Genomic DNA, 13,829 nt, shown 5'->3' on the forward strand with positions numbered 1-13,829 from the left:
TTTATTAAAATTAATTGATTCCCGAATCAAAAAAATCGTAATGATAAAGCCTTCAAACAGTAAGGCATCTTTATAGGAGCAGCGCCATGAAATGGTTTTTACGTACCCTACTCAACTTCTTCTACAAAATTGAAGTAGAAATTGATGCAAAAAGCCAAGATCAACAAGGCATTATTGTCTGTAATCACCAATCTTTTTTAGATGGTGTATTACTAGGACTTTATCTGCCTCAGCAACCGCTTTTTGTAATTGATAGACAAATTGCCGCAAGATGGTACTTTAAATTCTTTCTACGCTTTGTACCCCATGTTACCGTGGATCCTCTTCACCCTATGGCGATGAAAACCATTTTACAAAAAGCACAAACGGGTCAAAGCATCGTCATCTTCCCTGAAGGAAGAATTACCTTAACTGGCAGCTTTATGAAGTTCTATGAAGGCGCTGCATTTATTGCCCATAAAACAAACCGCCCCCTAATTCCAGTCTTTATTGAAGGAGCGGATCAAACACACTTTAGCCGATTAAAAGGGATTGTAAAACAGCGTCTTTTCTCAAGCATCCGCATCATCATGCAAGCACCGGTCTACATTGATCTACCCGAAAAAAACTCCACGCCAAACTCTCGCCATTATCTCGCAAAATTTACTCAGGAATGTCTTATGAATACTCGTCTTGAAGTCTTTCAGCCCACCTCTTTGTTTGAGAGCATCGTCAATGCTCGCCGTGAATTTGGTAAAGAGACAGAATGTATTGAAGATATTACTCGAAAACCGCTGAGCTACCAAAAACTCATTGAAAGCTCCCTTGCCCTTTCTCGTGTTTTTACTCGTCACACTAAAGAGAGAGAGCGGGTTGGTCTGTTACTCCCTAATACGAACGTTTCGGCCATTACCCTTTTAGCCCTTAACGCCATTAACCGCACCAGCGCCCTTTTAAACTATAGTGCCGGCATTGAAGGGATGGATGCGGCGATCGTTGCAGCAAACATCCAAACAATCATTACCTCAAAACGCTTCCTAAAAGAGGGAAAACTCACCCATTTTCCTGAAAGCTTCCCACAAATACGTTGGATCTATTTAGAGGATCTAAGACCTCAAATCTCGCTTACCGATAAACTCTGGGTATTAATGGCCCGCCGTAACCCTATGAAGCATCTTCCTAAAGTGGAAGCTCAAGATGAGGCAATTATCCTCTTCACTTCAGGCTCCGAAGGAAAACCTAAAGGTGTTGTGCACACGAATGCTTCAATCTTAACAAATGTTGAGCAGCTCCATACGGTGGCGGACTTTACAAAAAAAGATCGCTTTATGGTTGCACTTCCCCTATTTCACGCATTTGGTTTAACAGCAGGAATGTTTACAGCGATTTTATCAGGAGCTAAAGCATTCTTTTACCCATCACCGCTACACTATCGTGTGATTCCTGAGATGATCTATGAATTACAAGCAACCGTATTCTTTGGGACTTCAACCTTTTTACAAAACTACGCCCGTTACGCTAATCCTGTTGATTTCTCCACTCTTCGTTATGTTGTTGCCGGTGCTGAAAAACTCAGTGATACTGTTAAGCAAACATGGCAGGAAAAATTTGGCATTAGAATCCTAGAAGGTTATGGCGCTACAGAATGCGCACCTGTCATCTCTATCAATGTTCCTATGGATTATAAAGAAAATACCTTAGGGAAATTATTACCAGGAATTGAATCTAAGCTAATGCCGGTAGAAGGCATCGATAAAGGTGGCCGCTTAATGATTCGCGGTGGTAATCTCATGAAAGGATACCTTCTTTACGATAATCCTGGCATTTTAGACAACAAGGAGATTGAAGAGAATGGTGGATGGTACGATACTGGCGATATTGTGGCCATTGATGAAGAGGGGTTTCTCTCAATTGAAGGACGCGCAAAACGCTTTGCAAAAATAGCCGGCGAGATGGTTGCACTTGAAACAGCTGAAAGAGTCTTTCGTGAATCTTACCCTGACTTTCAACATGCAGCAGTGACTCGTGAAGATCAGAATAAAGGGGAGGCTATTGTGGTTTATACCACTTGCAAGGAGACTGATCGCCGCACCTTAACACAAACGGCTCGCTCTTTAGGCATTCCAGAACTCGCTATTAGCCGAGATGTTCGCTATATCAGAGAACTTCCTCGCTTAGGATCAGGAAAAATTAATTATCGAGAATTAACCGAAATGGCAAGCGGCAGCGATGCTTCTTAAACCAAACTAATAGAGGGGCTAATAAGGAGTAATAATTGTAATATCAATACCTCTTAGCCCTCTCCTTGATATATTACGCTATCTTATTGCATCACCTTTTAAGATCAATGCCAAGATTATTAAATGGTAAGAAGATTAAAAGGACTCTAGGAGCTTCATTATGAATGCCAAACCCTCAGCGCTACCTAACATCAAAACTAAAGAAAAACTCTTTAATCGTGGCATCCTGACAGTGCTAAATGCACAATTCTTCTCTGCATTTGCAGATAATGCGCTCTTTTTTGCGCTGATGGAGATCATCAGCCAAGGAAGCTTTGGGAAAGAGGGAACCTATATTCTTCAGGGAACTTTTGCCCTTTTTTATATTCTCTTAGCCCCCTTTGTCGGCCATGTTGCTGACAACCTCTCAAAAGGGCAAGTATTGCTCATCGGGAATGGGATTAAAATTATTGGGATCTCGCTTCTTTTTGCCGGCATTAATCCTTTTGTCTGTTATGCCATTGTCGGACTTGGGGCGGCTGTTTACTCACCGGCAAAATTTGGTATTTTAAGTGAACTTGTCTCTAATAATCTCCTTATCAAGGCCAATGGCTTAATCGAAGGCTCAACAATCGTCGCTATTTTATTAGGCTCCGCACTTGGGGGGATTCTTGCCGAAAGTAATGTGACTTATGCCATTTTATTAGCTTTTAGCGCCTTCTTCTTGGCTTTAATCTTCAACCTCTTTATTCCCAAACTTAGCCCAAAGCGCAAAGATGGATTTAAACTTGGGATGATCTCCAAGAAATTTATAATCGTCCTTCGCCGTCTATTAATGGATAAAAAGGCACGCTTTGCCATTTTAGGAACGAGCCTCTTTTGGTGCGGCGTTGCGGTATTAAAACTGCTGCTTAATGATTGGGTACGTGATGTCTTAGGTGAAGGGACTGAAAAAGTTTCAGAACTTAGCCTTATCGTGGGTGTTGGAGTAATTTTAGGATCCGCCATTGCGGCAATAACGATCACTCAAAAAAATATTAAGCTCAGCCTTTGGGCGGGTATTGGGATGAGCATTTCCGTTATTCTCTTTCTTACCCAAGAGAACCTCTACCTTGCTTATACTGCCCTTCTTTGTGTAGGCGTCTGTGGAGGAATCTTCTTAATCCCCCTTAACGCACTACTACAAGAGCGTGGCGGAAAACTTAAAAGTACAGGAACAGCAATTGCCATTCAAAACCTCTTTGAAAATAGCTTTATGATGATTGCGCTACTAATCTTTGGCGGATTATCAGCACTCACCACTATTCATATCGGTTATCTCATGGCGATTTTCGCCGGATTATTCTCCCTCTTAGTGTTAGCCCTTTTTATCCATATCCGTATTCGAAATGTCTTTGCCTAACATTGAATGATAGAGAATTATAAGTCATGAGCCTATGATATTAATCATATTAGGGTATTTCCCATTCCTTCTTTATGGAGTTATTTGAGATCCCTGAGTAAAAATTGCGCTATATTGTTGAGTATATTTAAAAGAATATAACTTCCCTATAAAAGGACTTATAGGAAATATTTCAATATGAATAAAAACGTTCCTAAATCCCCTATTCCTGTCACCAAAACCAACAAGAAGCTATTTAATCGGGGCATTACGACGGTTCTAAAGGCGCAGTTCTTCTCCGCATTTGCGGTTAATGTTCTCTTTTTTGCATTCATGGAGATTATCCATCGAGAGAACTTTGGCAAAGAAGCGACATATATTCTTCAAGGAACCTATGTGCTTTTTTATATTTTCCTTGCCCCGCTTGTAGGTCATCTTGCAGATAACCTCTCAAAGGGATATGTGCTGTTTATAGGTAATAGCATTAAAATAATCGGTCTAGCTCTTTTATTTGCAGGCGTAAACCCTTTTATCTGCTATGCCATTGTCGGTCTTGGTGCCTCAGTGTATTCTCCCGCTAAATTTGGAATACTTAGCGAACTTGTCTCAAATAAACTGCTCATTAAAGCCAATGGTCTTATTGAAGCTGCAACCATCATTGCTATTTTACTAGGATCTGCAATAGGCGGTATCGTTGCCGAAATTAATGTTTTCTATGCCATTACTCTCGCTTTTGCATCATTCTTAATTGCGCTTATCTTTAATCTTTTCATTCCTAAAATCCCCCCAAAACATCAAGATAAATTGAACTTGGGAATAATTTTAAAAAAATTCACGATTGTTTTACGCCGGCTATTAACAGATAAAAAAGCTCGCTTTGCTATTTTTGGCACGAGTCTTTTTTGGGGAGCGATGATTGTTTTAAAATTATTAATCAACGATTGGGTTAGGGAAGTTTTAGGCGAAGGCATTGAAAAAGTTTCTCAACTCACTCTCATTGTGGGTATTGGCATTATTCTTGGCTCTGTGCTTGCTGCAATAACCATCACCCAAAGGAATATTCAGCTCAGTTTATGGGCAGGAATTGGCATGAGTATTTCCATTATTCTTTTTATCATCCAAGACAATCTCTGTTTTGCTTATATTCCCCTACTGTTTATAGGAATTTTTGGCGGAATTTTTCTTGTCCCACTCAATGCTTTGCTTCAAGAACGTGGCAACAAATTTAAAAATACAGGCACTGCGATTGCTATTCAATACCTCTTTGAACACTGCTTTATAGCGCTTGTTATCATTATTTTTGGAGCTCTATCTGCCTTTACTAGCATTCATATTACGTATCTCATGACGATCTTTGCGGGATTATTCTTTATTTTAATCCTTACACTATTTGTCTATATCCATACTCAAAAGCTATTCATAAAATAACAAAGTTCCCATAATGGCTAATTAATAGCCACAAATAGAAGAGCCTGCATTTTAGCAGGCTCTTTACACTTTTCCCATGTTACACATTTCTTATCACAAAACTTATCCACAACAATTGGGGATTACTTTTGATAAGTAGTGAAAACTTATAAATAGGACATCTTCGGTTTAAAAGAGACTGAGTCAGATTGCCGGCACATCGATTATGAGAAGCACAAGAATCGTTCTATCCGGCAACGTGCAAGTTAGTTGGATACAGACTCTACATCCTTAATACTTTTAAAATAGTGTTTCTTAAACCGAATCGACTATAAATCAAAAGCCTTTCTTAATCCTATGTCACTATCTTTCTTACTTTTGATGTTGGCTTACAAGCTCCACAATCTTTTTCGTTACATTAAAGCTCTTTTCAAAAGCTGAGATCGGTAAAAACTCAAAACGAGAATGGAAGTTTAAAGCCCCTGTAAAATAGTTAGGAGTGAAAATCCCTCTAGTTGAGAGCGCTGAACCATCTGTTCCACCACGCATTGGAATCACATTTGGCTCAATGGCTAACGCCTTAAATGATGCAAAAAGAAGATCTAATGCGGTTTTATCTTCCCCCATTGAATCGATAATATTGCTATAGACATCGGTGATTTCACACTCGATTTTCGCTCGTGGATGACGTGCGGCAATCATCGCTACTGCTTCATGGACAAAAGCCTTGCGCGCTTCATAGCTCTTTTTATCAAAATCACGAATATTGATATTCATGATTGCATCATTAGGCGTGCCATTAATTGCCGTTACCCAGAAATAGCCATCACGGCCTTCTGTATGCTCTGGCGTATCAAGACGATCAAAGCAGCCCATTAAATCATGGGCAATACGAAGAGGATTCACTAAGACACCCTTTGCTGACATCGGATGTGCGGTCACCCCTTCAATCTTAATTTTGACAGATCCAGCGTTAAAGGTTTCATAAACCACTTCCCCCTCTTCGCAGCAATCAATCGTGTAAGCAAAATCTACTTTAAAACGATCTAAGTCCATCACTTTAGCGCCGCGAAGACCAATCTCTTCATCTGGCACAAATGCCACATAAAGATCGCCACAATTTGCATTACTATCAGCAAGCTGCTTTACAAGCTCCATCACGCAAGTAACAGCCGCTTTATTATCAGCGCCTAACACACTAGTGCCATCACTAAAGATAATCTCTTCACCAATGTAACGCTCTGCTTCTGGGTGCTCATGACGTTTAAACCAGATATCTTCTTCACTATTTAAGCAAAGATCTTCTCCTTCATAACGTAGAACTTGCGGCTTAATATTAGGAGAAAGTCCCACATCAACCGTATCTACATGTGTAATAAAACCAATCGTTGGCACATTTTTAATTGTCCCTCTACGAAATGCCGTTAAAACACCATGTTCATCAATATGAACTTCTTCTAAACCATAGCTTTCTAACTCTTTTGCTAAGGCTTTCACCATATTCCACTGGCTTGGCGTAGAAGGAACCGTTGTTCCTGAAGCGCAGCTTTGGCTCTCTATTGCTAAATATCTAAAAAAGCGTTCTGTTAATGTTTGTCCTAATGACATAAAAATCTCCTTTGAGAAGGGGAGTTTTCTCCCTTTCTATGTTGATCTATCGATGACTGAAATCGCTATTTTCCATTAAGGCGCGCCAGCACCTATTACAGGAATAGTGTAAGTACTTTCAAATCCTAATGGAATATTCAGCCACCAAAATGCATATAGCGTGAGCGTTAACACGATAAAGAGCCCTGCGGTATAAGGGATCATCATTGAGCAAAGTGTCCCTACGCCTGCTTTAGTATAATATCTTGCGCAGTACATGATAATCAGCGGATAAAATGGGAACATCGGTGTTGCGACGTTCACCGCTGAATCACTGATTCTAAATGCCGCTTGTGTTAATTCAGGAGAGATACCAACTGCCATCAGCATCGGCACCAATACCGGCGCCATAATCGCCCATTTAGAAGTCGCTGAGGTAATTAAAATATTCACAACGCCCACCAAAGCAATCACAAGGAAGATCGTTAATTCTGCAGGGAACTTCATTGTGGTTAACATATCCGCACCGGCAAGCGCGATCAGTTTACCGATATTAGAGACATTAAAGGAATACAAAAATTGTGCAGCAAAAAAGGCAAATACAATAAAAGGAATCAAAGACTTAATAATATCTTCCATCGCTTTTACCACATCATTACTGGATGTAAATGACTTTGTCATAAACCCAAAAATAATGCCGGGAACGGCAAAGAAGATAAAAATTAACGGAACAATCATCTGCATAATGCCGGCATCTGAGCTTGTCATGCTGCCATCTGGCGCACGTAGAGGTGAGCTCTCAGGGATTAAAAGAACCGTAATTAAGACAATCATCGCCACAATAGATAAACCTGCCCATCTAAAGCCTTTTTTATCAAGCGCAGTGACTTCTGAAAGCTCTTTTGTCTCTTGTGATGAAATCTGGCTATCTAATGGGCAGTTTTTATTAAGCCAAGGTTCTACCACTTTCTCCGTAATAAACCAGCACATGAGAATCACCCCAAAGGTGCTACCAAAGCTTAAAAAGTAGTTCGCTAAAACGTTAACATCGTAGGTAGGGTTCACAATCCGCGCCGCATCTTGTGTAAAGCTTTGCATAATCGGATCAATTTTTGAGGGTAAGAAACTGGCACTAAAGCCTCCAGCTAAACCTGCAAATGCCGTAGAAATCCCGGCAAGAGGATGGCGACCTTTAGCATAGAACATCAGAGCCGCAACCGGCATTAAGACAACGTAGGCAGAATCTGACACGATATGCGCGACAACCGCAACAAATGCCACTGTTGGTGTTAAAAAGCGAGGAGAAATAAAACTTAATAATTTCTTAAGTGACGTATTAATAAAGCCGCTTTTTTCCGCAATGCCGATACCAAGTGTTGCCACAATCGTAATGCCAAGTGGTGGGAAACTCATAAAGTTTTTCACCGTAGAGATAATAAAAGTGACGATCCGATCGTAAGTAAAAAGATTTAAGACCTCAATCTTTTGCGGTGCTTGCCCTTCCACATGGGAAGGCAAGTAATAATCAAAATCAATAAATGAGAGTAAAAATGAGAGGATCCAACAGATCACTAATGCATAAATAAAGAGCATTGTGACGCTTGGCATCGTATTTCCGAAACGCTCTACGGCGTTTAAGAAACCTTTTTTCTTAATAGGTGCAGCATCAGTTGCCATAAAACAATCCTTATTATTGTGACAATTTTTAAACACAGAGCTCATGACAATAATATAGAAATGAGCTTTTGCAAAATGGTTTCTCACACCTTGAGAAATCAATAAGCAACATCTGTAACAGATCTCTAAACTATCGAAAAATACTGATAAAACAATTAAATAGTAATATTTATAAAAAATATTGATTGTATATATTTTCTATCAAACTTTGATATTTCCCCCGCAAAAATCCCCTTTCAAACACTTTTATCAGCGACTAATTCTCCTTAAAAAGACGTGGCTGAAATGAGAATTTTTATAATATAAAAAAAATTTACAGCCAAAAATATTTGCCAATTGAAAATTTTTACGTAACAATGCGCTCAACAAATTATTTTGGGTTAGCAATGATTGCTAACTATCCTCGTTAGGTGAGGCTCCTATATGGAGATAAGCTACTGCCCAGAAACGTCGAGAGACACCAACGGGTCAGCAGAAACTGTCGAGCTAAGGCGGTATCTAATGTAGCCGGGATCATCCCCATGCCATATAGTGCTAAAACTTTACGAAAGAGGAGAGATCAACGTGATCGTGTACGTTTTTGTGCGCGTTTGCAAAAAACACCCTCCTCACACTTTTGTGGTTGGGTGTTTTTTTTGATCTTAAAATAGACTGATCATCTATAAGCTCTTTAGAGTGGATACCAGCGTCGGCTGCCGCGCACTGCCGCGCTTAACAAAATATATCGAAGACAGCAATCAAATTACTGTCGTTTTATGCAAATAAAAGATACGGAGTTAAGCAAAAAATGGTAATTCAAGACCGCAATATGAAGTTTGGATTAGAAACAGCAGGGTCGCTCATGACCAATGACTTTATCACCCTCGATATGCATCAAACTGTGGATGAAGCGATCCACTACCTTCGTCAAAATCTCTATCAAAGAGAAGATATTCATTATGTCTATATTCTTGATGAAAATAAGATTTTAGTAGGCGTTGTTGCTATTAGAGAGCTTCTCTCAGCAAAGGGCGATGAGGCAATCTCTAAGGTGATGAAAACAAAGCTCAAGCAAGTCACCACTTCCATTGACCAAGAAGAGGTTGCCCAATTATTCCAACAAACAGAACTTGTCACGATTCCTGTAGTTGCTGAATCTGGGCATCTTCTTGGCGTTATTCATATCGATCAGATTTTAGATGTGATGGAGCAAGAGGGGACGGAAGATATTTACCGCATGGCATCTATCAAAAGTGATGAGTTAGAGAATCAAAATATCTTAACGGCCACCATTGGGCTTCTTTACCGCAAACGTATTGCTTGGCTTGTGGTACTTGTCTTTATGAATGTCTTCTCCGGCGCTGGAATTGCAACTTATGAAGATCTTATCGAAAGCAATGTAGCGCTTGTCTTTTTCTTACCATTACTGGTCGATAGTGGCGGTAACGCTGGTGCACAGTCTGCTACCCTTGTGATTCGAGCCATGGCGCTTGGTGAGGTGAGAATGAGAGACTGGTTTAAGATGATCAGTAAAGAAACGCTTGTTTCCGCGCTCCTTGGTTTTACTATGGCGCTTGCTGTTTCCCTTGTGGGAATGTATCGCGGTGGCATGGAGATTGCCTTTATTGTTGCCTTAACAATGGTTTTCGTAGTAATGATCGGTAGTCTCATCGGGCTTTCATTACCTTTTATCTTTAGCAAACTCAAAATGGACCCAGCAACAGCAAGTGGACCGCTCATCACATCCATTTGCGATATCGTCGGTGTCTTTATCTACTTTGGGATTGCGAGTGCTTTCATTACGCTTTAATCAAAAAAGATCATGATCTCACCAAGAATAAATCAGAAAGAGATCATGATCCTCATTATTATTGCGTTCTGCCCGTTCACCGTTTCCTATTATGCAACCATCCATATTTCGAAAAGACATAGAACCTAGCTGATTGATCCTCCATGTCCTTTTTAGTCTCCAAACGATGCGGTATAACATGAAATGGCGAACAAAAAAGCTAGTCTTACTTGAGACTAGCTTTTCCTATGCTTAAAATGCTCTTTCGAATCGCTTAATGACTTAATCGCTTACGAAATTTTCGCCCCTGGCGCTAATTCACCTAATGTTGTTAAGAGCGTTAATTGATCTTTTGTAGAGGCTGAAAGAATCATCCCCTCACTCACGCCAAAACGCATTTTACGAGGTGCAAGGTTTGCAACCACAATCACATAAGTGCCGATAAGCGCCGCTGGGTCTTCGTAGAATTTACGAATGCCTGAAAAGATCGTGCGTGGTTTTTCTTCCCCTAAATCAATCTGGAATGTTAAGAGCTTATCTGCCCCTTCAATAAAGTCACAGGATAAAACTTTTCCTAAACGAAGATCGATCTTACCAAAATCATCAATCGAGATGTAATCGCCGGCATCTGCTTCTTTACTCTCTGCCTTTACCTCTTTTTTAACGTTATCTGATTTTTGATTATCTGCCGCATCATTACGAACCGCCGCTAACGCCTCTTTATTTGCTTCAATAAGCTTATCTAAATCCTTACGATTTAAACGAGTCATCAGATGCTCATAGCTCCCAATTTTATGGCCTTTTTCTAAACTTGCTGTTAATGCCGCAAATGATAATGGCTCAACATTTAAAAAGCTCTCTACTTTACCGGCAACAATTGGTAACACGGGTTTTAAATAGAGGGAGAGCAATCTAAAGCATTCTAAATAGCCTGTGCAAAGATCTTGGAGTAATTGACGTTTTGATTCATCTTTTGCAATCTCCCAAGGCTTCATCTGGTCAAAATGCTCATTCACATCATCACACGCTGCGGAAATCTCACGTAGTGCTGCCGCAAAATTACGCTTCTCATAACCTGCTTTCACCGCAGCTTTACGATCAATAATAGAGGCGATTAAAGCTTTGGTTTCTGCTGCGATATCCCCGAGTTCATTATCAAACTCTTTGGCAATAAAACGGCTCGTGCGTGACGCAATATTGACATATTTACCAACAAGATCGGCATTGACACGATTGACAAAATCATCAAGATTTAAATCAAAGTCATCAATAGCCCCATTAGATTTTGCCGCAAAGTAGTAACGCAACCACTCAGGATCAAGATTTTGAGAGATATAAGAATCTGCCGTAATAAAGGTCCCGCGAGATTTACTCATTTTAGCGCCATCAACCGTTAAGAAACCATTGATTGCGTATTGCGATGGCACACGGTGACCTGAGAAGTTGAGCATTGCCGGCCAGAAAAGCGTATGGAAATACATGATATCTTTCCCGATAAAATGCACCATTTCAGTGTTGGCAGCAGTTGCTTTCTCTTTCTTAATAAAGCTTTCGAAATCAATACCACCTGTTTTGTCACAGTAGTTTTTAAAAGATGCAAAATAACCGATCGGCGCATCTAACCAAACATAGAAATATTTATTCTCCGCATTAGGAATTGGAAAACCAAAATAAGGCGCATCACGAGAGATATCCCAATCAGAAAGCTTGCAATCCCCTTCCTCACCAATCCATTCGCGCATTTTATTAGCCGCTTCTGGTTGAAGGCGCGCTTTATCTTCTAAGAACTCACGAAGGAATTCCACACAACGTGGATCTGATAATTTAAAGAAGAAATGCTCAGAAGGACGCATTACAGGCGTTTTCCCTGTCACTGCTGAGAAAGGATTAATTAACTCGGTTGGGCGATAAGTTGCGCCACATGATTCACAGTTATCCCCATATTGATCTTTCGCATGACATTTTGGGCATTCCCCTTTGATAAAACGATCGGGCAGGAACATTTTGCGCTCTTCATCATAAAACTGCTCAATTGTTTTAGTTTCAATTAAACCATTTGCTTGAAGTGTTAGATAGATCTCTTCTACCAACTGCTGATTCTCTTTTGAGTGCGTTGTGTAGTAGTTATCAAAATCGATATGGAAACGATCAAAATCTTGTAAGTGCGCAGCGTGAGCTTTAGCAATCAACTCCTCTGGCGTAATGCCTAATTGATCAGCTTTAAGCATGATAGGCGTTCCATGAGTATCATCTGCACAAATATAGTAGACATTATTCCCAAGCATTCGTTGGAAACGCACCCAAATATCTGCTTGAGCATAACCTAAAAGATGCCCAAGATGAATATCGCCATTGGCAAATGGCAGTGCGTTTGTGACAAAAATATCTCTCTGTTGTTGCATACTCTACTAAGTCCTATCTTCAATTAGATGAATGAGGGTTCATAAACCCTTACTTGTTACATTTTGTGCTATCACAGCACCTTTTAATACCCTAAATTGTTAAGGCTAATATTTAAGCTTACTGCGGTTTAAGAAGAACCGCAACTTGGGCTGCAATTCCTTCTTCACGACCAACAAAGCCAAGCTTTTCCATTGTGGTCGCTTTTACATTAATATCATTTTCGCTAATCATCAGATCGCCGGCAATAATACGCTCTATCGCTTGTCGATGTGGCAAAATTTTGGGTCTTTCTGCCATGATCGTAATATCAATATTCCCAATCTCATATCCGCGATCTAATACTAACTGATAAGCCTGTACTAATAGTTTACGGCTATCGGCATCTTTATAGGCCGGATCTGTATCGGGGAATAAAGTCCCGATATCGCCTAATTTTACAGCCCCTAAAATAGCATCCGTTAATGCATGAAGTACTACATCACCATCAGAATGGGCTTTAAAAGCTTTGTGAAAAGGAATCTTTACACCGCCAAGCATTAAGTGATCACCTTCTTTAAAGGTATGGACATCAAAGCCAAATCCTATTCGCATTTCTCTCTCTCACTAAAATAGAGGCTCATCAACTTAAGATCTTCTGGGTAGGTGATCTTAAAATTGTGATGATATCCTCGGTAAACTTTTGGGAAGTAGCCATTATACTCTAAAACCGAAGCCTCATCTGTGACATTTGCACCATCCATCATGATTTTCTCTGTTGATGAGAGCAACATCTCTAACGGCGCCATCTGGGGTGTTTGTGCAAGCCAAATCTGATCTCGATTTAATGTCTTTGTGATACAAGCCCCTTCTACAAGCTTAATAGTATCTTGTGCTGGAAGCGCCATAATCGCACCGCCCTCTGGCTGATCTTTCAAAACAGATTGAAAAAAATGAGACATCTCTAAAGATGTTAAACCAGGACGGGCGGCATCATGCACCGCAATCCAGATACTGGAAAGATCTTTCCCCAAAGATGTCAGTTTTTGTGATAAAAACTTTAACCCCGCAAAAACAGAATCTGTACGTGTTTCTCCCCCAATGGTTACCCAGAGATGATCATTTTCAATGGCTAAAGGCGTCTTATCCTCTTTTGATAACACAACAACGCCGCCTCTAATTTCAGGCACAGATATTAACAATTTCAGCGTGTGGGTTAAAATTGTCTGACCGTTGATCTCTAGATACTGCTTAGGCTTCTCAACCGCCATTCTCGTGCCAATACCTGCGGCTGGAATTATAAAATAGATCTCTTTTTTTATCATATTTGTGCTTTTGCTACTCATTCAATCCGTAAAGTATGGTGACAACGGTTAAAAAATCACTGAAATAAAATTGCCGGCATATAGTTATGAGAGGCTCAAGAATCGCT

General features: G+C 40.2%; 9 protein-coding genes and 1 riboswitch. Of the genes, 4 read left to right on the forward strand and 5 right to left on the reverse strand.

The window, feature by feature from the left end; translation table 11 throughout:
* Positions 1-86 precede the first annotated feature (86 nt).
* The 3 genes from aas (at position 87) to lplT (MMG00_RS09310) (ending at position 5,007) form a co-directional block, all read left to right on the forward strand.
* A complete protein-coding gene (aas, locus tag MMG00_RS09300; protein WP_242147651.1) occupies positions 87-2,219 on the forward strand; it encodes a bifunctional acyl-ACP--phospholipid O-acyltransferase/long-chain-fatty-acid--ACP ligase in 2,133 nt (710 codons plus the stop codon).
* Positions 2,220-2,379: 160 nt separating this feature from the next.
* Positions 2,380-3,600, forward strand: a complete 1,221-nt coding sequence (gene lplT, locus MMG00_RS09305) for a lysophospholipid transporter LplT (RefSeq protein ID WP_242147653.1) — start codon at positions 2,380-2,382, stop codon at positions 3,598-3,600.
* A gap of 177 nt (positions 3,601-3,777) precedes the next feature.
* On the forward strand, positions 3,778-5,007 hold the full coding sequence (gene lplT, locus MMG00_RS09310; RefSeq protein ID WP_242147655.1) for a lysophospholipid transporter LplT: 1,230 nt from the start codon (positions 3,778-3,780) through the stop codon (positions 5,005-5,007).
* 351 nt (positions 5,008-5,358) lie between these two features.
* Here the strand turns inward: lplT (MMG00_RS09310) and pepT are convergent, their stop codons facing one another.
* Both pepT and MMG00_RS09320 read right to left on the reverse strand, forming a co-directional pair.
* Positions 5,359-6,594, reverse strand: coding sequence for a peptidase T (pepT, locus tag MMG00_RS09315; RefSeq protein WP_270049291.1), 1,236 nt, complete (start codon positions 6,592-6,594; stop codon positions 5,359-5,361).
* 75 nt (positions 6,595-6,669) lie between these two features.
* The gene (locus MMG00_RS09320) at positions 6,670-8,250 is read right to left on the reverse strand and encodes an AbgT family transporter (RefSeq protein ID WP_242147657.1); all 1,581 of its coding nucleotides are present in this window, start codon (positions 8,248-8,250) and stop codon (positions 6,670-6,672) included.
* Between the two features lie 395 nt (positions 8,251-8,645).
* Positions 8,646-8,810, forward strand: a riboswitch (M-box (ykoK) riboswitch).
* A 227-nt stretch (positions 8,811-9,037) separates the two neighbouring features.
* Between MMG00_RS09320 and mgtE the strand changes: the two genes are divergently transcribed.
* Positions 9,038-10,039, forward strand: coding sequence for a magnesium transporter (gene mgtE, locus MMG00_RS09325; RefSeq protein ID WP_242147658.1), 1,002 nt, complete (start codon positions 9,038-9,040; stop codon positions 10,037-10,039).
* Positions 10,040-10,308: 269 nt separating this feature from the next.
* Here mgtE and metG read toward each other — a convergent pair whose 3' ends face one another.
* The 3 genes from metG to ispD form a co-directional block, all read right to left on the reverse strand.
* The gene (gene metG / locus MMG00_RS09330; protein ID WP_242147660.1) at positions 10,309-12,420 is read right to left on the reverse strand and encodes a methionine--tRNA ligase; all 2,112 of its coding nucleotides are present in this window, start codon (positions 12,418-12,420) and stop codon (positions 10,309-10,311) included.
* 118 nt (positions 12,421-12,538) lie between these two features.
* Positions 12,539-13,012 carry a 2-C-methyl-D-erythritol 2,4-cyclodiphosphate synthase gene (gene ispF, locus MMG00_RS09335; protein ID WP_242147662.1) on the reverse strand — a complete coding sequence of 158 codons (474 nt, stop codon included), beginning with the start codon at positions 13,010-13,012 and terminating at the stop codon, positions 12,539-12,541.
* The gene (ispD, locus tag MMG00_RS09340) at positions 13,003-13,722 is read right to left on the reverse strand and encodes a 2-C-methyl-D-erythritol 4-phosphate cytidylyltransferase (protein ID WP_242147664.1); all 720 of its coding nucleotides are present in this window, start codon (positions 13,720-13,722) and stop codon (positions 13,003-13,005) included. Before ispD ends, ispF begins: the two co-directional genes overlap by 10 nt.
* Positions 13,723-13,829: the final 107 nt, after the last annotated feature.

Origin of the sequence: Ignatzschineria rhizosphaerae (assembly GCF_022655595.1) — a bacterium.
GTDB lineage: Bacteria > Pseudomonadota > Gammaproteobacteria > Cardiobacteriales > Wohlfahrtiimonadaceae > Ignatzschineria > Ignatzschineria rhizosphaerae.

Coding starts and splice junctions, on each gene's coding strand:
- metG (WP_242147660.1), bottom strand. CDS start 12,420: ATGCAACAACAGAGAGATATTTTTGTCACAAACGCACTGCCATTTGCC.
- lplT (WP_242147655.1), top strand. CDS start 3,778: ATGAATAAAAACGTTCCTAAATCCCCTATTCCTGTCACCAAAACCAAC.
- aas (WP_242147651.1), top strand. CDS start 87: ATGAAATGGTTTTTACGTACCCTACTCAACTTCTTCTACAAAATTGAA.
- pepT (WP_270049291.1), bottom strand. CDS start 6,594: ATGTCATTAGGACAAACATTAACAGAACGCTTTTTTAGATATTTAGCA.
- MMG00_RS09320 (WP_242147657.1), bottom strand. CDS start 8,250: ATGGCAACTGATGCTGCACCTATTAAGAAAAAAGGTTTCTTAAACGCC.
- mgtE (WP_242147658.1), top strand. CDS start 9,038: ATGGTAATTCAAGACCGCAATATGAAGTTTGGATTAGAAACAGCAGGG.
- ispF (WP_242147662.1), bottom strand. CDS start 13,012: ATGCGAATAGGATTTGGCTTTGATGTCCATACCTTTAAAGAAGGTGAT.
- lplT (WP_242147653.1), top strand. CDS start 2,380: ATGAATGCCAAACCCTCAGCGCTACCTAACATCAAAACTAAAGAAAAA.
- ispD (WP_242147664.1), bottom strand. CDS start 13,722: ATGATAAAAAAAGAGATCTATTTTATAATTCCAGCCGCAGGTATTGGC.